Origin of the sequence: Brachybacterium sp. UNK5269 (assembly GCF_049266655.1) — a bacterium.
Lineage (GTDB): Bacteria > Actinomycetota > Actinomycetes > Actinomycetales > Dermabacteraceae > Brachybacterium.
Map to the genome: position 1 here is coordinate 2614294 of NZ_CP184883.1, position 21731 is coordinate 2636024.

Below are 21731 nucleotides of genomic sequence, written 5' to 3' on the forward strand. Positions count from 1 at the left end.
CCGCTCAGCAGGCCGCGCGGACCACGCGCCGCGCCCGGCCGGCCGGTCGGCCGGCCGGCCATGATGCTCACCACTGCGGTGGCCACGGCCCGCTCCCACCCCTAGGCTGAAGGACATCTTTCGTCGCCCCAAGGAGCAGCTGATGTCCGCCTCGCCACTGACCGTCGTGCCCGCCGTGACCCTGACGCCGCGCGCCGACCGCGGCGCCGGCACCGTTGCCGAGGCGCCCGCGGCCGCCGTCCCCGCCCCGCCGTCCCGGGACTTCGCCGTGCACGTGCTGCACGACAACCCCGAGTGGATCCCCCCGTTCCGCCGCGCCTTCGAGGCCGAGGGGGTGCCGCTGGTCGAATGGCCCCTCGGCCAGGGCACCCTCGACCTCGACGCCGAGCCGCCGCGCGGGGTGATCTGGTCCCGGCTCAGCGCCTCGTCGCACACCCGCGGCGCCCCGCTGGCCAAGGACGCCGCCCGCTCGATCACCGCCTGGGCGTCCTCCTGGGGTCGGCGCGTGGTGAACGGCCAGCCGGTCGCCGACCTCGAGGTCAGCAAGGTGCTCCAGCATGCGGCGCTGCGCCGCGCCGGGCTCGACGTGCCCCGCACCGTCGCGGTCTTCGGCCGCGAGGGCCTGGTCGAGGCGGCCCGCGCGCTGCCCGCTCCCTTCATCACCAAGCACAACCAGGGCGGCAAGGGCCTGGGCGTGCGCCGCTTCGACGACCACGCCTCCTTCGCCGCCTACGTCGAGGGCGACGGCTTCGAGGAGGCGGCCGACGGCATCACCCTGCTGCAGGAGCTCCTGATCGCCGCGGAGCCCGCCATCACCCGGGCCGAGTTCGTCGGCGGGGAGTTCGTCTACGCCGTCCGCGTCGACACCTCGCAGGGCGGCTTCGAGCTCTGCCCCGCGGAGGCCTGCGCGGTCCCCGGCGACGGCGAGGCCGCGGAGCCGATGTTCCGGGTGCGCCCCGAGGTCACCGCGCAGGACCCGCTGATCCAGCAGTACCGCGCACTGCTGGCCGAGCTCGGCATCGAGATCGCGGGCATCGAGTACATGACCACTCTCGACGGTCGCACCGTCACCTACGACGTCAACACCAACACCAACTACAACCCGGACGTCGAGGACGCGGTGGAGGTCTCCGCCGCCCGCCGGATCGCCCGCCATCTCGGCGCGCTGCTGCGCGCGGAGCAGGAGGCGGCGCAGCCCGCCGGCTGACTCGGGAGGAGTTCTCCCTTGCGGCGGTGAGCGGTGCGTGCCAAGGTGGGGCGGACCCACGCGGTGCATCGAGCCCCAGCTGGGAGCCTCGTGCCCCCGCTCACCGAGCATGCAGGAGGTCCCTGGTGAAACTGCCCTGGCTCACGCCCGTCCTCGACCGTCCCGGTCCCTTCGTCTCCCTCCACCTCGACACCACCCGGACGGACCCGAACGCCGCCGGCCAGCTCGAGGCGAGATGGGGGCAGATGCGCTCCCGCCTCGCCGCGGACGGCGCCCCCGCGGAGCTGCTGGCCCGGATCGAGGACACGGTGCTCAGCCCCTCGCCGATCGGCGGCCGGCACGGCCGGTCGATCTTCGCCTCGGACACCGACATCCTCGTGGACCGGGTGCTGCCGGTGCCGCCGGCCGTCGAGTCCGCCCATCGCGGCGAGTTCCCGCACCTGCTGCCGATGATGCGGCTGATCCCCTTCGCGGTCAGCCAGCTGCTGATCGTGGTGGACCGCGCCGGGGCGGACCTGCACCTGCGGGCCCCCGAGAACCCCTCGATCACGAACGGCCCCCACGGCCTCGGCGAGCACGCGAGCGTCGAGGGCGGCCACGACGAGCTGCACAAGGCGAGCGTCGCGGGCGGCGGCCAGCACGGCTGGCGGACCAACAACTTCGAGGCGCGGGTCGAGGACTCCTGGGAGCGCAACGCCGACGCGGTCGCCTCGGCGGTCGAGAAGAACCTGCGCGAGCGCCAGATCGACATGGTGCTCCTCAGCGGCGACGTGCGGGCGATGGGACTGCTGCGGGAGGCCCTGGGCCGGGAGTCCCGAGCGCGGCTGATCGAGGTCTCCGGCGGCACCCGCGGTGCGGCCCTGGACCGCGGCCCGTTCCGGGAGGAGCTGATCCGCACCACCGAGGAGTTCATCGTCGCCCGGCAGCAGGAGCTCGCCACCCGCTTCCGCGAGAGCCAGGCCCGCGACGGGGCGTCCGTCGGCGGCGCCCTCGAGGTCTCCCAGGCGCTCGGCCGCGGTCAGGTCGACGAGCTGGTGTTCGTCAGCGGGCATGAACCCGCCGGCATCGAGGAGCTGCTGCGCGGGGCCCTCGCCACCGACGCCGCGATCTCGGCGCTGCCCGAGGACGCCGACGGCATCCCCGAGGGGGTGGGAGCGCTGCTGCGCTGGCGCGACGACGCCACCCCGTCCAACAGCATCGGCAGCATGTCCGGGGACTCCCGGCGCGAGTAGCAGCCACCCGCAGGCCCCGAGGGCGAGCTCGGGCACCGTCCCGGGCTCGCCCCGCCGTCGACCGATCCCAGGAGGAGTGACCATGCCCGACGCATGGAGCGCGAAGCGCGAACGCCAGTACGAGCACGTCAAGCAGAGCCGGCTCGACCAGGGCAGTTCGGAGGACGAGGCGAAGGAGATCGCCGCCCGCACGGTGAACAAGACCCGCGCCCAGGAGGGGGAGGCCGAGGAGGCCAGCCGCACCTCGCTCGAGGACAAGTCGCCCGCCGAGCGCGGGGGCGAGCGCTCCGGCTCCGGCCCGCAGGGACGCACCAGGGACCAGCTCTACCAGGATGCGAAGCGCCAGGGTGTCAAGGGCCGCTCGAGCATGACCAAGGACGAGCTGGAGAAGGCCGTCGAGGACCGCTGACGGTGCGGCCCCGCACGGGCGCGGGTCCTGCTGCCGCTCACGGCGCGGCGGCGAGGGCACCCGAGTGATCGCCGGTCGTCCCCGGCGCTGACACCTCTGTCCGTCCCGCGCAGAGGTGTCTACGCTGGGCGGGTGAGCCCGACCCCTGAGATCACCACCCTCGGCGAGCTCCGCGCCGCCGGCCACACCAGCCGCAGCCTGCGCGAGGAGATGCGGGAGAACCTGCTGTCGGCACTGGCCGACGGCCGTGACCCCTGGCCCGGCCTGCACGGCTTCGAGCACACCGTCATCCCGCAGCTGGAACGCGCGATCATCGCCGGCCATGACGTGGTCCTGCTCGGCGAGCGCGGCCAGGGCAAGACGCGGCTGCTGCGCACCCTGGTGGGACTGCTCGACGAGTGGACGCCCACCGTCGCCGGATCCGAGCTGCACGAGGACCCGCTGGCCCCGGTCACCGACGCCACCCGGACGCGGATCCAGGCAGAGGGCGACGCGCTGCCGATCAGCTGGCTCCACCGCGAGGAGCGGTACGTCGAGAAGCTCTCCACCCCGGACACCTCGGTGGCCGACATGATCGGCGACGTGGACCCGATGCGGGTGGCGGAGGGCCGGCGCCTCGGTGACCCGGAGACCATCCACTTCGGGCTCGTCCCCCGCGGGAACCGCGGCATCGTGGCACTGAACGAGCTGCCCGACCTGGCCGAGCGGATCCAGGTGGCCCTGCTGAACGTGATGGAGGAGCGCGACGTGCAGATCCGCGGCTACGTGCTCCGGCTGCCGTTGGACGTCCTGATCGTGGCGTCCGCCAATCCGGAGGACTACACCAACCGCGGGCGCATCATCACTCCGCTGAAGGACCGCTTCGGCGCCGAGATCCGCACCCACTACCCCCTCGAGATCGCCGACGAGATCGCGGTGATCCGCCAGGAGGCGCACCTCACCGCCGCCGTGCCCGAGGTGCTGCTGGAGATCCTGGCCCGCTTCACCCGGAACCTGCGCGGCTCCTCCGCCGTGAACCAGTCCTCCGGCGTCTCCGCCCGCTTCGCGATCGCGGCGGCGGAGACCGTCGCCGCGGCGGCGCTGCACCGCGCCACCGTGCGCGGCGGGGCGGCGGTGGCGCGCCCGGTGGACCTCGGCACCACGATCGATGTCCTGGGCGGCAAGGTCGAGTTCGAGTCCGGCGAGGAGGGGCGCGAGCTCGACATCCTGGAGCACCTGCTGCGCACCGCGACGGCCGAGGTCGTGCGCGAGCGCTTCGCCGGCCTCGACCTGGGCCCGCTGGTGGAGGCCTTCGACGGCGTCCGCACGGTCACCACCGGAGAGAGGGTGACCGCGCAGGAGTTCCTGGCCGCTCTGCCCCGGACCGCCTCCGAGGACCTCTACGACCGGATCGCCGAGCGGTTGGAGGCGAGCGGACCGGGCGAGCGGGCGGGAGCGATCGAGCTGGCCCTCGAAGGGCTCTACCTGGTGCGCCGACTGTCCAAGGAGTCCGTGGCCGGGGAGACCGTGTACGGCTGACCGGTCCCGCCGCCGACTGCATCCGAATCGATCGCGAGGAGGCCTCGATGCCCCGCTCCCAGCGACGAGCCCGCTACGGACGCTTCACCGGCGGGCCCGATCCCCTCGCGCCGCCCCTCGACCTCGCCGAGGTCCTCGACGCGGTCTCCGAGGGCGTCATGGCCGGCTACTCCCCCGAGAGCGCGCTGGCCGAGCACCTGCGCCGCGGCGGCCACGGCCGGGACGGGCTCGACGAGCTCGCCGGCCGCGTCCAGCAGCGCCGCCGGGACCTGCTGACCCGACACCGCCTGGACGGCACCCTCCAGGAGATCACGGCGCTGCTGGAGAAGGCCGTGCTGGCCGAGCGCGGGCAGCTCGCGCGCGACACCGCGATGGCACCCGTCGACCGCACCCTGCGGGAGATGACCCTGGAGAACCTGCCGCGGTCGACCTCGGCCGCGGTCAGCGAGCTCGCGCAGTACGACTGGGCGTCCTCCGAGGCCCGCGAGACCTACCGGCAGATCCAGGACAGACTCGGCGGCGAACTGCTGGGCCAGCGCTTCTCCGGGATGAAGCAGGCGCTCGAGGGCGCGACCGACGCCGACCGCGAGGCGATCACCGAGATGCTGCGCGATCTCGGCGACCTGCTCGAGAAGCACGCGGCGGGCGAGGACGGGCCGGAGGACTTCGCGGACTTCATGAGGAAGCACGGCAAGGCCTTCCCCGAGGACCCGGAGGACATCGAGGAGCTGATCGACGTGCTGGCTCGGCGCTCCGCCGCCGCCCAGCGGATGCTGCGCTCGATGACGCCCCAGCAGCGCGAGGAGCTGCTGGCGCTGTCCGCGCGGGCCTTCGGCTCCCCCGAGCTGATGGCCCAGCTGATGCGCATGGACGGAGCCCTGCAGGCGCTGCGCCCCGGTGAGGACTGGTCCGGCGCGGAGAGCTTCGACGGCGAGCAGGGCCTCGGCCTCGGCGAGGGCGCCGGCGTGATGCAGGAGCTCGCCGAGCTCGACACCCTCGCCGAGCAGCTCGGCCAGTCCTATGCGGGCTCCGCGCTGTCCGACCTCGACGTCGACGCCCTCGCCCGCCATCTCGGACCGGACGCCGCGGTCTCCGCGCGCCTCCTGCGGGAGCTCGAGCAGGCGATGCGCGACTCCGGCTACCTGCGGCGCGGCGCCGACGGGGAGCTGCGGATGTCCCCCCGCGCGACCCGGAAGCTCGGCGCCGCCCTGCTGCGCGACGCCGCGGGACGGCTCTCCGCGCGCACCGGGGCCCGGGAGACCCGTCGGGCCGGCGCCGCCGGCGAGCAGACCGGCGCCACCCGGCCCTGGCAGTTCGGGGACGCGGAGCCGTGGGACGTCGGCCGCTCGCTGACCAATGCGATCACCCGCACCGCCGCGACGGGCGGCGACCCCGCCGAGGGAGTGCGGCTGGAGGTCGGGGACGTCGAGGTCCGCGAGACCGAGGCCCGCAACCGGGCCGCCGTCGTGCTGCTGGTGGACACCTCGTTCTCGATGGCGATGGAGGGCCGCTGGGTGCCGATGAAGCGCACCGCACTCGCCCTGCATCACCTGGTCAGCACCCGGTTCCGCGGCGATGTCCTGCAGCTCGTCTCCTTCGGCCGTCATGCCGTCCCCCTCGAGATCGGCGAGCTGCTGGCGCTCGAGGCCGTGCACGAGCAGGGCACCAACCTGCACCACGGCCTGATGCTCGCCGGGGAGTTCTTCCGCAGGCATCGGGGTCGGCAGCCGGTGCTGCTGGTCGTCACCGACGGCGAACCGACCGCGCAGCTGCTGCCCGACGGTGAGTCCTGGTTCTCCTACCCCCCGGAACCGGAGACGATCGCCGCCACGGTCGCGGAGCTGGACCGCCTGGGCCGGGCCGGAGCGAGCACCACCTTCTTCCGCCTCGGCGACGACCCCGGCCTCTCCCGCTTCCTCACCGCCATGGCGCGCCGCGTCGGGGGCGCCGTCGTGGCCCCGGATCCCGAGGATCTCGGCGCGGCCGTCGTCGACGAGTTCCTGCGCGCCCGTCGGGGCCCGACCCTCGACGACGTGCTGTGACGCGCCGCCGCGTCCGATCGCCGGCGTGAGCCCTCTTGCACTTGCCCCCGGGCTCTTCCCCGCCGTCCAGGGACCGGCGGTAGACTCCAGCACGACAACGGGGGAGTATCCACAACACTGCGCACGTCATCACGGGGACTGACGAGGGTCTCCCGGGCGCAGCGGCCGGTCGGACAGATCGACGGGCGGAGAGACCCGGGTCCATCGCGCGACCCCGGAAAGCAGGAACATGACCGTCTCCCCCTTGATCTGGATCCTCACGATCGTGCTGGTCCTGGGCTTGCTGGCCTTCGACTACGTCTTCCATGTGCGCAAGGCGCACATCCCCACGATCCGCGAGGCGGCCGTCTGGTCCGCCATCTACGTGGGCATCGCCCTGGTGTTCGGCCTGGCCGTGCTGATCTTCGGCGGCACCACCATGGGCACCGAGTACTTCGCCGGGTACGTCACCGAGAAGGCGCTCTCGGTCGACAACCTCTTCGTCTTCCTCATCATCATGGGCGCCTTCGCCGTGCCCCGCGAGGACCAGCAGAAGGTGCTGCTGTTCGGCATCACCTTCGCGATCATCGCCCGCTCGGGCATGATCGCGATCGGCGCCGTGGCCATCGAGCACCTCTCCTGGGTCTTCTACCTCTTCGGCGCGATCCTGCTGTACACCGCGGTGAAGATGATCATCGACGAGGTCCGTGACGAGCCGGAGGAGGAGAAGGCCGACGGCATCTTCGTCCGCCTGGTCCGCAATGTGCTGCCCGCGACCGACGAGTACGACGGCGACAAGTTCTTCACGATCGAGAACGGCAAGCGGGTCCTGACCCCGATGCTGCTGGTCATGATCGCGATCGGCGCCACCGACATCCTGTTCGCACTGGACTCGATCCCGGCGATCTTCGGCCTGACCCAGAACACCTACATCGTGTTCACCGCGACCGTGTTCTCGCTGCTGGGCCTGCGCCAGCTGTACTTCCTCATCGACGGTCTGCTGGACCGCCTGGTGTACCTCTCCTACGGCCTCTCGATCATCCTCGGCTTCATCGGCGTGAAGCTCGTCATCCACGCCCTGCACGAGAACGAGCTGGGCTTCATCAACGGCGGCGAGCCGGTGCACGCCATCCCCGAGATCACCACCGGCCTCTCGCTGAGCGTGATCATGGGCGTCCTGCTGGTCACCATCCTCGCCTCGCTGCTGTCCCCGCGGGGCAAGGCGCAGGCCGTGGTCAACAAGGCGCACAACGAGGCGAAGACCTACGTCGAGATGACCTACGCGGCCTTCGAGGCCGAGCGCGACGCGATCTACGAGCGCATGATCGAGCACGAGCAGACCATCGACGCCCTGCCCGACAAGTTCGAGGACATGGTGGTGGCCGAGAAGAACGTGCGCGAGCTCCTCGCCGACGCCCACCGCATCCACGACCAGCGGGTCGGCTTCAACCAGGTCGGTCAGCGGTCCGACGAGCAGCCGGACGGCCTGCTCGTCACCCGCCCCGACCACACCGTCGCGACCGACACGAACAACAACGTCATCACGGTCGCCGAGGAGGAGCAGATCCTCGCCAAGAAGGCGGCCAAGCACCGCGAGCGCGAGCAGGCCCGCGCGGACCACGCCGCCGACAAGGGCTGAGCCCCCCGCACGCGCACCACGGACGGCGCCCCCGGATCGATTCCGAGGGGCGCCGTCCGCCGTCCGGGCCGAGGCGGCGGACGCCGGGAAATCGCCTTGTGGCCGATCGCGCGCCGGTGACACAGTGGCCGGATGACGACGCCGATCCCTCCCGCCGACGTCGACGCCCTGCTCGCGCTCGCCGCGGCGCACGGCCTGGACCTCGAAGCGCCGAGTCTCCGCACCGAGGAGATGGGGCTGGACTTCCGCGTCGCCCTCGCCCGCGCCACCGACGGGCAGGAGTGGGTGCTGCGCATCCCCCGCCGACCCGATGTGCTCGCACGCGCGGAGGTCGAGGGCCGGCTGCTGGAGATGGTCGCGTCGCATCTGGATGTGGCGGTCCCCGACTGGCGGATCGTGACTCCACAGCTCATCGCCTATCCCCTGCTGCCGGGCGCCCCGGCGCTGTCGGTCGCCGCGGACGGCGCCGTCACCTGGCACGTCGACATGGCCTCCCCGGTCTACGCCGCCTCGCTCGGCGATGCGGTCGCCCAGCTGCACGCCGTGGATCCCGACGAGGCGGCCGCGACCGGCATCGAGGTCCGCTCCCCCGCGCAGGTGCGCGAGCAGTGGCGCCGGGACCTCACCCGGGTGAGCCGGGAGTTCGAGATCGCGCCGGCGCTGCGGGAGCGCTGGAGCGCCTGGCTGGCCGAGGACACCTACTGGCCGCCGCACAGCGTCCTCACCCATGGCGAGATCTACCCCGGCCACACCCTGGTCGAGGGCGACCGGGTCACCGCGATCATCGACTGGACCACCGCCACGATCGGCGACCCGGCCAGGGACCTCATGTTCCACCGGGTCAGCGCCCCTTCGGAGGCCTTCGAGGTCGCCCTCGCCCACTACGTCGCCGGGGGCGGGACGGTGTGGCCGCGACTGGCGGAGCACTGCGCCGAGATGTTCTCCGCCTCCCCGCTCGCCTACGGGCTGTACGCCCTGCAGACCGAGGAGCAGGCTCATCGCGACGCCGCGGCGGCGGGGCTGAACCCGCCACCGGAGGGATGAGCCGCGCCCGCCGGCGCGATACAGCAACTGCCCCACCGGTGCCCGTGGGCGCAGGTCAACGCGCTCCCATGTCCACTGTCGGGCGTCATCGCCCCGGCAGGCCGACGTAAAACCTCGGTCATCTCGGTGCCTCCGGTCTTGCATCCCCGGGGGCCCGGCGTCCTACGCTGGCAGGCGTTCGACAGACGCGAGATGCGCGCCGCGTGCCCCGCGGACCCCGCGGGACCGCGCCCATTGCGAGCCCAGCGAAAGGACGTGTCCATGTCCCAGCACAGCACGCACCCCCTGACCACCCCCCGCGCCTCCCTCCTCCGCCGGGGTCTGACCCGTACCGCGGTCACCCTGGCCGGAGGCGCCGTCGTCGCCACCGGCATGCTCGCCACCGGCACCGCCGCGAACGCCGCGGGAGGCTGGGACGAGGTCGCCGCCTGCGAGTCCAGCGGCGACTGGTCCATCAACACCGGCAACGGCTACTACGGCGGCCTGCAGTTCTCGCAGTCCTCCTGGGAGGCGGCCGGCGGCCTGCAGTACGCCGAGCGCGCGGACCTCGCCTCGAAGAGCGAGCAGATCGCCGCCGGCGAGAGCCTGCTCGCGATGCAGGGCCCCGGCGCCTGGCCGAACTGCGGCGGAAGCCTCAGCGGCGGCGCCGACACCGCCGGCGCGCCCTCCGCGGCGCAGGACGACGCCGAGCAGCCGGAGCAGGACCCGCAGGAGCCCGAGCCGCGCGAGCCGGAGCCGTCCTCCAGCCGCGGCGAGGAGCGACGGGGCGAGTCCGCCGCCGAGCAGCAGGCCCCCGAGAAGCAGGCCCCGCAGCGGGAGGCGGCCTCCGAGCCGTCCTCGCCGTCGGCCACCGAGCCCGGCTCGAAGGCCACCGGGGACCTGGCAGTCGCCGGCACCCTCGAGGTCGACGGGATTATGGGCCCGGCGACCGTCACCGCCCTCCAGGACTGGCTGGGCGTCGACCGGACCGGCGAGCTGGACGAGAAGACCACCCTGGCCCTCCAGGCCTGGGCGGGGACCGACCAGGACGGCGTGATCGGCGAGGACACCGTCGCCGGTCTGCAGCACGAGATCGGCGCCGCGCAGAACGGCTCCGACGAGATCGACGAGGGGACCGTGGAGGTCCTGCAGGCCTTCCTCAACCTCTACTGAGCACGGCGCACGCGGACCCCGGGGGCGGCGAGCGTCGGCTCCCGATTCCACACCCGTCCGGACGGCCGGGCCATCCTCGAGATGGCCCGGCCGTCCTCCGTCCTCCTCCCGCGCGGTCTCGTAGTGATGCGAGACCACGCGGCTCATGCGCGTCTGCACTCCGCTCGCAGCGATGGCAACAGGTGGCATCCTGGACGCATCGACGCCGCCTACCCTGGATGTGACGCGCCTCTCGGACTGCACGGATTCCCGACGCTGCTGGTGAGAGAGTTATTACTTCGTGGTAGGTCGATGTCGCCCGCTGCGCCGCCTGTGCAACTGCTGGCAATTTTGGCCGGGCCGATGCCCTCGGAGCAAGACTCGGAGCACTCGCAGTTCCCCGCCCCACCCCGGTGAGATCAGCGAACGGAGCTCCCCGCACCCAGTGCCCGGACGCTCGCGCTACTCAATGATGAGCCCGAAGGAGCACAACGATGAGCACCACCGCAGAACCTGCATCCGCCTCCCCCGCCCAGCCGGCCCCGACCGCCAAGGCCGTCAGCACGAGGCCGTTCGGCTGGCGCGACAAGATCGGCTACATGTTCGGCGACTTCGGGAACGACTTCACGTTCCTCCTGCAGTCCTCGTTCTTCCTGATCTTCTACACCAACGTCATGGGCATCAGCGCCGCCCACGTCGGCACCCTGCTGTTCGCGGCCCGCATCCTCGACGCCTTCACCGACGTCGGCGCCGGCCGCCTGATCGACACTCTGCGCCCGGGTCGCAGCGGCCGCTTCAAGCCCTGGCTGCTGCGGATCATGGTCCCCGTCGCCGTCGCGGCGTTCCTCATGTTCTCGCCCTTCCTGCAGGACGGCAGCTACGGGGTCCGCCTGGCCTGGATGATCGGCACCTACGTGCTGTGGGGTTCGGTCTTCTACACGCTGATCAACATCCCGTACGGCTCGATGGCCTCGGTCATCTCCAACAAGCCCGGTGACCGCGCCTCGCTGTCAGTGTTCCGCTCCCTCGGCGCCACCCTCGCCAACCTCGGCATCTCCGTGATCCTGCCGCTGATCGTCTTCGTCCAGATCAACGGGCAGTCCGAGCTCTCCGGCTCGCGGATGATGCTGGCCGCCGGCGGCTGCGCGATCCTCGCGATCGTCTGCTACCTGCTGTGCTTCGTGAACGTCGAGGAGCGCACCGCCACCCCGCCGAAGGCCAAGGCGGACCGCATGGGCTTCGGCCAGATGATGGGCACCCTGGTCACCAACCGCGCCCTGACCGGCCTCATCGCCACCTCCCTGTTCATGCTGATCGCCTTCATGCTGCTCGGCGGGCTCATGCCCTACATGCTCAACGAGTACTTCAACAACGGTCAGCTGCTGAGCGTCGTGAACCTCGTGGGCCTGGCCCCGACCCTGCTGCTGGTGCCCTTCGCCTCGAAGCTCGCGAAGGTGGTCGGCAAGAAGGAGATCGGCGTGGCGGGCATGTCGCTGGGCGTGGTCGCAGCCCTGGTGCTGTTCATCGTGCGCACCGACAGCCCCTACGTGTTCATGGTCGGCTACGCGGTGCTGATGCTCGGCGTCTCCTGCCTCAACATCCTGATCTGGGCGTTCATCACCGATGTGATCGACCATCAGGAGATCCGCACCGGCGAGCGCAACGACGCCACCGTCTACGGCCTGTACTCCTGGGCCCGCAAGCTCGGCCAGGCCATCGCCGGCGGCCTGACCGGCTGGGCGCTGGCCTGGATCGGCTACCAGTCCGGGACCGGGGAGACGGTCGTGCAGAGCCAGGAGGTGCTCGACGGGATCTACAGCCTCGCGACCCTGCTGCCGGCCATCCTGCTGACCGTCTCGGTCCTCGCGCTGCTGTTCTGGTACCCGCTGTCCAAGAAGCGGGTCGACGAGAACGTCGCGATCCTCGAGAAGAAGCACGCCGCCGCCGCGGCGTCCGACGGGTCGCTCTGATCCCCGGCCGGCAGTGGCCCTGGGAGCGGGGCCACCGCCGGGGGTAGGGTCGAGGAGATCCCTCCCGGCGGTCCCTCCGCTCCCCGTGCTGCACCTGAGCATCCCCTCCCTGCGGCGCCCGTGCGGCGCCCACCCCCATGCGGCGCCCGGTCGGGTGCCGTCACCCCACAAGAACGGAGACACCATGTCGGAGAAGAACGTTCGCCTCGGAATCATCGGGCTCGGCGCCCAGGGCGGCATGTACGCCGGCGTCATCGCCGAGGGCAAGGTCGCGGGCATGTCCCTCGGTGCCATCGCGGACACCGATCCCGCCAAGCAGGACGTCGCGGCGGAGAAGTTCCCCGGCGTCCCCTTCTACGACGACTACGTCGCGATGCTGGACTCCGGGGACGTCGACGCCGTCGTCACCACGGTCCCGCACTTCCTGCACCCCGAGATGACCATCACCGCGATCGGCAAGGGCATCCATACCCTCACCGAGAAGCCGGCCGGGGTCTACACCAAGCAGGTCCAGGAGATGAACGACTTCGCGGCCGCTCATCCCGAGACCACCTTCGCGATCATGTTCAACCAGCGCACCAACCCGGTCTACACCGACCTCAAGGCGCTCATCGACTCCGGCGAGCTGGGCGCGCTGCGCCATACCTCCTGGATCATCACCTCCTGGTGGCGTCCGCAGGGCTACTACGACCAGTCCGAGTGGCGTGCGACCTGGGGCGGCGAGGGCGGCGGCGTCCTGGTCAACCAGGCACCGCACCAGCTGGACCTGTGGCAGTGGCTCGCGGGCTCCCCGAAGAAGGTCTTCGCGAAGCTGGCGTTCGGCTTCCAGCGCGACATCGCCACCGAGGACGAGGTCAACGCGGTCGTCGACTTCGGCGAGGGCGTCACCGGGCACTTCATGACCTCGACCAACGACATCATCGGCACCGACCGCCTGGAGATGCTCTTCGACCAGGGCAAGGTCATCGTCGACAAGTCGAACAAGGTCACGATCTACCGGCTCAGCAAGCCCGAGCGCGAGCTCAGCGACTCGATGACCATGCAGGACGTGGCGAAGCTGTTCCGCGGGGAGATGGACGCCTCCGAGGTGTACACCGTGGAGGAGAAGGAGTACGAGTCGGTCTGGGGCAAGCAGCACATCGATGTCCTGACCAACTTCGCCGCCCACGTCAACGACGGCACCCCGCTGATCGCGGACGGCGCCGAGGGCATCAACGGCGTGCGCCTGGCCTCGGGCATGCAGCTGTCGGCGTGGACCGGCCGCGAGATCGATCTGGTGGACTACCCGGCCGAGGAGTACCTCGCCGAGCTCAACAAGCGCATCGAGGAGGAGGGGAAGTTCCCCACCCGCTCCTGAGCGGCCTCCCCCGGAGCCGGCACCGATCCCTCGGTGCCGGCTCCTCCCCCTCACCGACCCCCACGATTTCGAAGGAGACGTTCCATGCCCGTCCTCGGACTGCAGCTGATGATGCTCAAGGACCAGATCAACGACCAGGGGATGTATGAGGTGCTGCGCCAGGTGCGCGAGCTCGACATCGACGCCGTCGAGGTCTCCCAGGTGGAGATGACCGATGAGCTGATCGCCGATCTGGTGCGCGGCAAGGCCGACTTCGGCGTCGAGACCGCTGCCCTGAGCGTCTCGATCGCTCCCGGCGGCAACGGCTTCGCCCTCGAGACCGAGTTCGACCGCGCCGTCGACGCCTGCCGGCAGACCGGTGCCCGGTTCCTGCGCATCGGCATGATGCCGTTCACGGCGATGACCTCGAAGCAGGCCTGCGAGGAGTGGGCCGCCTCCGTCGAGCCGTACGCCGCCCGCCTCGCCGAGCAGGGCATCACGCTGTGCTACCACAACCACCACGTGGACCTCATCCAGTTCGAGGGCGAGCGCATCTTCGACATCGTGCGCCGGGTGGCCCCGTCGCTGCTGTTCGAGGTGGACCTGCACTGGGTCCAGCGCGGTGGCATGGCGCCGCTGGAGATGCTCGAGGCCTACTCCGGTGCCTGCAAGCTGATCCACGTCAAGGACTTCCGCGTCGCCCCGCTGTCCGCGGAGATCTACGGGAAGTTCGAGGCGGGCGAGATCGACATGAAGGAGTTCTACGGCCACTTCCTCGCGCTCGGGCAGTTCGCGGAGGTGGGTCAGGGCAACATGAACTGGCCCGCACTGCTGCCGGCGGCCGAGAAGGCCGGCGCCGAGTACTTCCTCATCGAGCAGGACGACACCTACGGCCGCGACCCGATCGACTGCATCCGCGACTCCCGCGAGTACCTGCGGTCCATCGGGTACTGACCCCTTCCCCGCGATACGGTCCCGACGCCCGGTGCCACCTGCTCTGGCAGGCGGTGCCGGGCATCGTGCTTCCTGGCGTCCACCGTCGGGCGTCGGCCGTCGGTCCGCGGTCCTCGACCGTCGGCCGACGGTCCGCGGTCGTCAGTTCTCGGCCGTCGCCGCCCTCGCAGGACTCCGACCGGGTCGCGCATCGGCTGGTGCAACGACCGGCGCCCTGCGGGCGCAGCGCGCCCCACGCGCCGCTCATGCCCCGATGGCGCCACCCGATGCACACCGAGCGCGGAGACCTCCGTCGATGGTGGCGTCACCGGGGCCGTCCCCGTCGACCGTCGCGCAGCGGGCGTTCAAAGTGCCGGGAGCGCCACGACCGCACCGATGGCCCGAGCGATGGCCAGGCACCACCCGCCACTGCCTCCCCCGGTTGCACGGGGCCCGGCGGGATCCGCCGACGCGCACCGCTTGCGCTTGACGCGACGTCAAGCGCAAGAGTGGTGCCTGCACCGAACGCGACGACCGGAGGAGACGTGGTGACCAGGCAGCCGGACCAGGAATGGTCGATGCAGGAGATCGTCCGGATCACCGGCACCACCAGCCGCACCCTGCGCCACTACCAGCAGGTGGGCCTGCTCCTGCCCTCCCGCACCGGGCACGGCGGGCAGCGGTTCTACGACCGCGACGGCCTGCTGCGCCTGCAGCGGATCCTCGTGCTGCGCGAGCTGAACCTCGGTCTGCCGGAGATCGCTCGCGTGCTCGACGACAGGGTCGAGGCCGCGACCGCGCTGCGCGAGCACGCCCGCCAGCTCGAGCGCGAGCAGGAGCGCCTGTCCCAGGTCCTCGCCTCGGTGCACGCCACGATCCGCATGATCGACACCGAAGGAGTACTCATGGCGACGACGATGTTCGACGGCTTCGACCACACCCGGTACCAGGAGGAGGTCGTCCAGCGATGGGGCGAGCAGGCCTACGCGAAGAGCGACACCTGGTGGCGCTCGCTGAGCGACACCGACAAGCAGGAGTTCCAGCGGGAGCTCGACTCCCTGGTCACCGGATACGGCGACGCCTCGGCGCGCGGCCTGTCGGCCGATGATGAGGAGGTGCAGGCCCTCACCGCGCGGCTGCACGCCTGGGTGCGCATCAGCTGGGGCGGTACGGCGCCGAACGCGGACGCCTTCGTGGGGCTCGGCGAGATGTACGTCGCCGATCCCCGCTTCGCGAAGACGTTCTCGGTGGCAGGACGTGGCTTCGCGGACCTCGTCCGCGATGCCATGACCGTCTACGCGCTGGAGCATCTCGACTGACCGAGTCGCTCATCAACTGCCGGGGCGGCGCCGCGCGCGTCGGCGCCGCCCGCGCTCAGAGGTCGCGTCGCATCCGCGTCCGCACCGCGGAGCGCACGGAGAGCGCGATGACGCCGACCAGCAGCAGGTAGATCACGATGGTGATCGGGCTGGAGATCAGCACTGCCGGGTCGCCGACGGAGGAGAGCAGCGCGTCGCGCAACGAGGTCTCCGCGAGCGGACCGAGCACCATGCCGATCATCAGCGGGGCGACCGGATAGTCGTAGCGGCGCATCAGGAAGCCGATCACGCCGATCACCAGCAGCAGCACCAGGTCGAACACCGCGCCGGAGGTCGCCCAGATGCCGAGCCCGCAGAACAGCGTGATCCCGCCGTAGAGATACGGCTTGGGGATCAGCAGAAGCTTCGCCCACAGCTGGGCGAAGGGAAGGTTGATCACCAGCAGCACGACCATCGCCAGGAAGAAGCTGGCCAGCAGCGCCCACACCAGGTCTGCGCTGTTCTCGAACAGCAGCGGCCCGGGCTGCAGCCCGTACTGGCGGAAGGCCGCGAGCATGATCGCGGCGGTCGCGGACACCGGGAGGCCGAGCGCCAGCAGGGCGCCCATCGCCATACCGGTAGTGGCGTTGCCCGCAGCCTCCGGGGCCGCCAGCCCCCGGATCGCGCCCTTGCCGAACATCGGGTTCTCCCGGCGCCGGTCCAGGCGCCGCTCCGCCTCGTAGGCCAGGAAGGTGGGAACCTCGGCGCCACCGGCCGGGATGACGCCGAACGGCAGCCCGATCACGGTTCCCCGCCCCCAGGCCGGTGCCGCCTCGACGAACTCCTTCCTGCTGAGGAAGCCGCGGGTGGCTCCGCCGCGCACCCGCAGGTCCTCGTGATCCCGCCGTACGCGCGACACCACGAACAGCACCTCGCCCAGGGCGAGCACGGCGACGGTGACGGTGACCAGCGAGATCCCGTCGAACAGCTGCGGGTTGCCCATCGTGAAGCGCGGGAGCCCGGTGACACCGTCGGTGCCGATCAGGGTGATGCCGATGCCGAGGACGAGGGCCGCGAGACCCTTCAGGACGTTGTCCGCCACCACCGAGGAGGTTGCCACGAAAGCGAACAGGGCCAGGGCGAAGAACTCGGCCGGGCCGAAGCTGGAGGACAGCGCCACCAGCGTCGGCGCGAGGAACACCACCAGGATCGAGGCGACCATGCCGCCGATGAAGGCGCCGATCGCCGCCGTGGCCAGCGCCTGGGGCGCCCGTCCGGCGTTGGCCATCCGGTGCCCCTCGAAGGTGGAGGCGATGGCGGAGGCCTGCCCGGGGGTGTTCAGCAGGATCGCCATGGTCGAGTCGCCGAACAGGCCGCCGAAGTACACGCCGGCGAACAGGATGAACGCGGCGGTGGGGTCGAGGGCGAAGGTCATCGGCAGCAGCAGCGCCACCGCCATGGAGGAGCCGAGTCCCGGCAGCACGCCGACGGCGGTGCCGAGCAGACAGCCGACGACGACCCACAGGAGGTTCATCGGGGACAGGGCTCCGGCGAAGCCCTGCATGAGCAGGCCGAGCTGTTCCATCAGAATCCTCCTCCCAGGATGCCGGAGGGCAGGACCAGGCCCAGTCCGCTCCCGAAGATCAGGTAGACGACCGAGCTGAGGAACAGCGCGATCAGGATGTCGAAGAGCGGGCGGCGGGAGCCGAAGCCGTGGGCGGCGCACCAGAACAGCAGCGCGCCCGCGAGGATCCATCCCAGCCACGGCAGCAGCAGGGCGAAGGCGAGGAAGCCCCCGGCGACCCAGCCCAGGGCCACGAAGTCGGAGTGCGTGCGGTAGGTCCGACCGGACTTCTCGGTGACGGGTTCAGGGGTGCGCAGGACGCCGAGGGCGAGCAGTATCGCCAGCATCATGCCGACCCCGCCCAGGATCATCGGGAAGAAGCGCGGTCCGGGGAAGTCGGTGTCCCCGGCGGGCAGGAGCACCGCCCCGATGAGCAGGAACAGGCTGAACGCGGCGAGCAGCACCGGCATCAGCAGTGCGGAGCGCCCATGCCAGAAGCCGTGCTCGCCCGCGGCGGCCGGGGGCGGGGTTCCGCCCGTCGTCGGCTCGTCGGTGCCGGCGGCGGCACCGGCGCCACCCGGCGCGGAGCCGTCGGCGGTGCGTCCCTCGGGGGTGGGGTCGGCGGCGCTCATCCGTTGATCTCCGCGAACAGGGCGGCGATCCGCTCCGTCTCGTCCTCCACGTACTGCACCAGCTCCTCGCTGCCCAGCGGGACTTCCTTCCAGTTGTACCGCTCCACGGCGTCCTTCCATTCAGGGGTGGCGATCGTCTCCTCGAGGAGCAGCTCGAGCTCCTCGATCTCCTCGTCGCTCACCACGGGCGGGGCGAACAGCGCTCGCCAGTTGGTGAGGGTGACGTCGTAGCCGAGCTCGGGCAGGCTGGGGATGTCGATGCCGTCCAGCCGCTCCGGGGCCACCACGCCGAGGCCGCGCAGCCGCCCGGACTGGATCTGGGGATACATGTCGGCGAATCCGCCGGCCGTGGCCTGCGCGGTCCCGTTCAGGAGGGCCTGGATCGCTTCGCCGCCTCCGTCGGAGGAGATGTAGGTGGTGTCCGCGGGTCTGATGCCCGCCGCCAGGGAGAGGTCGGTCATCACCAGCTGGTCGAAGGAGCCGCCGCCGGTCCAGGCCATCGCCTTCGGGTCTTCGCTCCAGGCGGCGATGAGGGAGTCAAGATCCTGATGCGGAGAGTCCGCCGGGACGGTGACCAGGGCGTACTCCTCGACGACGCGGGCGATCGGGGTGACGTCGCTGAGCACGGATGCGGTGTCGAACTGGATCTGCGCGGCGATCTGGCCGGTGCCGCCGACCATCAGGGTGTTGGGCTGGTTCTGCTGGCTGACGCTGCCCACGGCGATGGTTCCGCCGGCGCCGGGGATGTTGACCACCTGCACATTGCCCACCAGGCTGTTGACCCGCATCGCCTGCTGCATCTCGCGCTGGAAGGCGTCCCAGCCGCCCCCGGCGGCGGCCGGGGCGACGAGGGTCAGGTTCGCCCGCACGTTGGTGCCACCGGCACCCGCGCGGATCGACTGATAGGCGGCGGTGCCGATCACGGGCACGGCCAGGACGCCGAAGCCGATGCTGAGCGCTCGGCGGCGGGTGGCGTTGGTCGGCGGGTGGGGCCGGTCAGGCCGCGTCGCGGGGGTGATGGCAGGTCTCCTTCATCGGGGCCGCTGCGCGATGACGACGGGCGCCACGGTGCGCTGTGCCGCCAGTGTAGACACGGATCGACGAGGGCCTGCGCCGCTCGACCGGGGATCGGCTAGGGTTCCCGGAACGCCTCGCAAAGGAGCACTCATGTCTGTCCTCGTCGCCGGCACCGACACTCCTGCCGGCCAGGCCGCCTACCGATTCGGCATCGAAGAGGCCCGCCGCCGCGGGGAGGACCTCATCCTGTTCCTCATGTCCGGGACGCACACGCCCTCCTCCGATCTGGGTGAGGTGAGGGAGACCGTCGAGTACCCGGACGAGCGCACCCAGTCCCCCACCGGGGACCTCATCGATCGTGCGGAGCAGGACGACGTCTCCGCCGTCGTGATCGGAGTGCGCCACCGCAGCGCGGTCGCCAAGCTCTTCCTGGGCTCCGCCGCCCAGCAGATCATCCTCGAGGCGAACAAGCCGGTCCTCTGCGTCAAGGCCTGAACACGGCAGCTGAGCACGGCAGCGGCCGGGTCGCCCCACGCGGGGGCGGCCCGGCCGTTCCGTGTGCTCGAACGAGCTCTCAGACCTCCCCGGTCCTCAGCGCCTCGGCGAGGTGCTCGGCCTGCCGGATCGCGAGCGCCACGATCGTCAGCGTCGGGTTCGCGGCGCCGCCGGTGGTGAACTGCGAGCCGTCGGAGATGAACAGGTTCGGCACGTCGTGCGCCCTGCCCCACTTGTCGACCACCCCGTCCTCGGGTCGCTCGCTCATGCGGCAGGTGCCGAGGTTGTGGGTGGAGGGATACGGCGTGGTGCGATGTGTGCTGAGCGCCCCGACCGCGGTGTAGAGCTTCTGCGCCTGGGTGTAGGCGTGCTCCCGCATCGCCACGTCGTTGGCGTGGTCGTCGAAGTGGACGTTGGCCACCGGCAGCCCGTGCTGGTCGGTGACCGTCGAGCTCAGGGTCACCGCATTGGACTCCTGCGGCATGTCCTCCCCCACCAGCCAGCAGCCGGCGGTGTTCTCGTAGGCGTCCAGGAGCCGCGTGAAGTCCGGGCCCCAGGCGCCGGGTTCGACGAAGCTGGCCAGGAACGCGGGTCCCAGCGAGATGGTCTGGATGTAGTAGCCGCCGGCGAAGCCGCGCACCGGGTCGTGCACGGACTCGTCGGCGATGTTCCCGGCCATGGTCTCGCCGCGGTACATGGTCACCGGCTTGTCGAACTGCGCGTACACGCTGCCGGTCATGTGGCGCATGTAGTTGCGGCCCACCTGGCCGGAGGAGTTCGCGAGCCCGTCGGGGAACATCGAGGACGAGCTCAGGTGCAGCAGGCGCGGGGTCTCGAGGGAGTTGCCCGCCACGCACACCACCTTCGCGGCCTGCCGGTGGAGCGCGCCGTCCTTGTCGAGGTAGAGCACGGCGTTCACGCGGCCGGTGCGGTCGTGCAGGATCTGGGCGACGTGGCAGTCGGGGCGCAGGTCCAGCAGGCCGGTCTCCAGGGCGCGCGGGATCTCCCGCACCATGGTCGACCATTTCGAGCGGTTCTTGTCGCCCTGGAAGTTGAAGCCGTCCTGGATGGAGGCGGGGCGGCCGTCGTAGGGCGCGGCGTTGGTGCCGTACGGGCCGGTGGCGTAGTGGCGATAGCCGAGCTTCTCGGCGCCCGCCGCGAGCACCTTGTAGTTGTTGTTGGCGGGCAGCGCGGGCCGGCCGCCGCGGTGGGTGGAGCCGATCGCGTCCTCCGCGCGGGTGTAGTACGGCGCGAGCTCCTCGTAGGTCAGGGGCCAGTCCAGCAGGTTCGCCCCGTCGATCCTCCCGTAGGTGGAGCGGGTCCTGAACTCGTGGGCCTTGAAGCGCGGGGTCGCACCGGACCAGTGGGTGGTGGTGCCGCCGACGGCCTTGACGATCCAGGCGGGCAGGTTCGGGAAGTCCCGCGCGATCCGCCAGGAGCCGGAGGTGGTGCGGACGTCGGTCCAGGCCATCTGGTTGAAGGCCTCCCACTCGAGGTTCATGTAGTCCTCGTTGCGCAGGTAGGGCCCGGCTTCGAGCACGACGCACTCGATGCCCTGCTTCGTGAGCTCGTAGGCAAGGGTGCCGCCGCCGGCGCCGGAGCCGATGATGACGACGGTCTCGGTGGAATGGTCGACGGTGCTCATGCTCGCTCCTGCTTCCCGGTGCCGGTGCTGCCGGCCTGCGCTCTGCTCTGGCCTGCGGGGACGGCCGCTCCGCGGGTGCTGGCGGTGGTGGCGGCCGGGACGTGCGCGACGACCTCCTGCAGCGGCTCGCCGTCGTACTCCTCGATCCGCGGCTCGGGAAGCCAGTCGAGGTCCGCGAAGCCGCGGTCGATGTAGCCGCCCTTGTCGAAGGAGGGGCCCTCGTAGCCGAGCGCCTCCCACACCTCCTCGTCCTCGTAGAGGTTCACCACCACGATCTGGCGCACGAAGCCGAAGAACGAGGTGTGCTGGATGCCCAGCAGCAGCGGCAGCGCCTCCTGGGCGGTGAGCTCGGTGAAGCGGCCGCCCGCCAAGCCCTGCAGGGAGTCCAGGCCCTGGGCGAGCTTGACCCGCATCCAGGTGGTGTCCGCGGCCGCCCGCAGGACGGTGTCCGCGGCGCGCCGGTAGGCGGTCTCGGGCACCGTCCCGTGCGGGAACGCGGCCTTGATGAGGCAGACGAGGACCTGCGTGCTCTCGTCGGTGCCCTCGATGTCGTTGACGGTGTCGCTGCTGCGGGGAGCAGTCATGAGGTGTCCTTCCCAGGCGTCATTGCCAGTGATCTGGACCACACGCTAGGCACTCG

General features: G+C 71.2%; 18 protein-coding genes. 13 read left to right on the forward strand and 5 right to left on the reverse strand.

Going from position 1 to position 21731, the window contains the following annotated elements; all coding sequences use genetic code 11:
• Positions 1-142: 142 nt before the first annotated feature.
• From ACOJUI_RS12210 to ACOJUI_RS12265, 12 genes are all read left to right on the forward strand, one after another.
• Complete coding sequence (locus ACOJUI_RS12210; protein WP_422115223.1) at positions 143-1207, forward strand: ATP-grasp domain-containing protein; 1065 nt, start codon at positions 143-145, stop codon at positions 1205-1207.
• Positions 1208-1332: 125 nt separating this feature from the next.
• Entirely contained in the window at positions 1333-2439 is a 1107-nt protein-coding gene (locus tag ACOJUI_RS12215) for a hypothetical protein (protein ID WP_422115224.1), read from the forward strand.
• A gap of 82 nt (positions 2440-2521) precedes the next feature.
• The gene (locus tag ACOJUI_RS12220; RefSeq protein ID WP_422115225.1) at positions 2522-2848 is read left to right on the forward strand and encodes a plasmid stabilization protein; all 327 of its coding nucleotides are present in this window, start codon (positions 2522-2524) and stop codon (positions 2846-2848) included.
• A gap of 132 nt (positions 2849-2980) precedes the next feature.
• Positions 2981-4366, forward strand: coding sequence for a sigma 54-interacting transcriptional regulator (locus ACOJUI_RS12225; RefSeq protein WP_422115226.1), 1386 nt, complete (start codon positions 2981-2983; stop codon positions 4364-4366).
• A 47-nt stretch (positions 4367-4413) separates the two neighbouring features.
• Positions 4414-6408, forward strand: a complete 1995-nt coding sequence (locus ACOJUI_RS12230) for a vWA domain-containing protein (protein ID WP_422115227.1) — start codon at positions 4414-4416, stop codon at positions 6406-6408.
• A gap of 229 nt (positions 6409-6637) precedes the next feature.
• Entirely contained in the window at positions 6638-8026 is a 1389-nt protein-coding gene (locus ACOJUI_RS12235; protein ID WP_422115228.1) for a TerC family protein, read from the forward strand.
• Between the two features lie 132 nt (positions 8027-8158).
• The gene (locus tag ACOJUI_RS12240; RefSeq protein ID WP_422115229.1) at positions 8159-9070 is read left to right on the forward strand and encodes a macrolide 2'-phosphotransferase; all 912 of its coding nucleotides are present in this window, start codon (positions 8159-8161) and stop codon (positions 9068-9070) included.
• A gap of 261 nt (positions 9071-9331) precedes the next feature.
• Entirely contained in the window at positions 9332-10222 is an 891-nt protein-coding gene (locus ACOJUI_RS12245; protein ID WP_422115230.1) for a transglycosylase family protein, read from the forward strand.
• Between the two features lie 473 nt (positions 10223-10695).
• Positions 10696-12171: an MFS transporter gene (locus ACOJUI_RS12250; RefSeq protein ID WP_422115231.1), complete on the forward strand. Its 1476-nt coding sequence runs from the start codon at positions 10696-10698 to the stop codon at positions 12169-12171.
• Between the two features lie 184 nt (positions 12172-12355).
• Complete coding sequence (locus ACOJUI_RS12255) at positions 12356-13528, forward strand: Gfo/Idh/MocA family protein (RefSeq protein WP_422115232.1); 1173 nt, start codon at positions 12356-12358, stop codon at positions 13526-13528.
• A gap of 84 nt (positions 13529-13612) precedes the next feature.
• Complete coding sequence (locus tag ACOJUI_RS12260; RefSeq protein WP_422115233.1) at positions 13613-14461, forward strand: sugar phosphate isomerase/epimerase family protein; 849 nt, start codon at positions 13613-13615, stop codon at positions 14459-14461.
• 527 nt (positions 14462-14988) lie between these two features.
• Positions 14989-15759 (forward strand): MerR family transcriptional regulator, encoded by a 771-nt coding sequence (locus ACOJUI_RS12265; RefSeq protein ID WP_422115234.1) that lies wholly within the window; start codon positions 14989-14991, stop codon positions 15757-15759.
• A 55-nt stretch (positions 15760-15814) separates the two neighbouring features.
• Here ACOJUI_RS12265 and ACOJUI_RS12270 read toward each other — a convergent pair whose 3' ends face one another.
• The 3 genes from ACOJUI_RS12270 to ACOJUI_RS12280 are packed head-to-tail and all read right to left on the reverse strand — an operon-like array spanning position 15815 to position 18953.
• Positions 15815-17323 (reverse strand): tripartite tricarboxylate transporter permease, encoded by a 1509-nt coding sequence (locus ACOJUI_RS12270; protein WP_422115235.1) that lies wholly within the window; start codon positions 17321-17323, stop codon positions 15815-15817.
• Entirely contained in the window at positions 17323-17934 is a 612-nt protein-coding gene (locus ACOJUI_RS12275; protein ID WP_422115236.1) for a tripartite tricarboxylate transporter TctB family protein, read from the reverse strand. Before ACOJUI_RS12275 ends, ACOJUI_RS12270 begins: the two co-directional genes overlap by 1 nt.
• Positions 17931-18953: a tripartite tricarboxylate transporter substrate binding protein gene (locus ACOJUI_RS12280; RefSeq protein WP_422117664.1), complete on the reverse strand. Its 1023-nt coding sequence runs from the start codon at positions 18951-18953 to the stop codon at positions 17931-17933. Before ACOJUI_RS12280 ends, ACOJUI_RS12275 begins: the two co-directional genes overlap by 4 nt.
• A gap of 148 nt (positions 18954-19101) precedes the next feature.
• On the opposite strand from ACOJUI_RS12280, the gene ACOJUI_RS12285 reads away from it, so the two are divergent.
• Entirely contained in the window at positions 19102-19446 is a 345-nt protein-coding gene (locus ACOJUI_RS12285) for a universal stress protein (RefSeq protein ID WP_422115237.1), read from the forward strand.
• A 79-nt stretch (positions 19447-19525) separates the two neighbouring features.
• Here the strand turns inward: ACOJUI_RS12285 and ACOJUI_RS12290 are convergent, their stop codons facing one another.
• Complete coding sequence (locus ACOJUI_RS12290; protein WP_422115238.1) at positions 19526-21091, reverse strand: GMC family oxidoreductase; 1566 nt, start codon at positions 21089-21091, stop codon at positions 19526-19528.
• A complete protein-coding gene (locus ACOJUI_RS12295; protein WP_422115239.1) occupies positions 21088-21675 on the reverse strand; it encodes a hypothetical protein in 588 nt (195 codons plus the stop codon). The genes ACOJUI_RS12290 and ACOJUI_RS12295 overlap by 4 nt, the downstream gene beginning before the upstream one ends.
• Between the last annotated feature and the right edge of the window lie 56 nt (positions 21676-21731).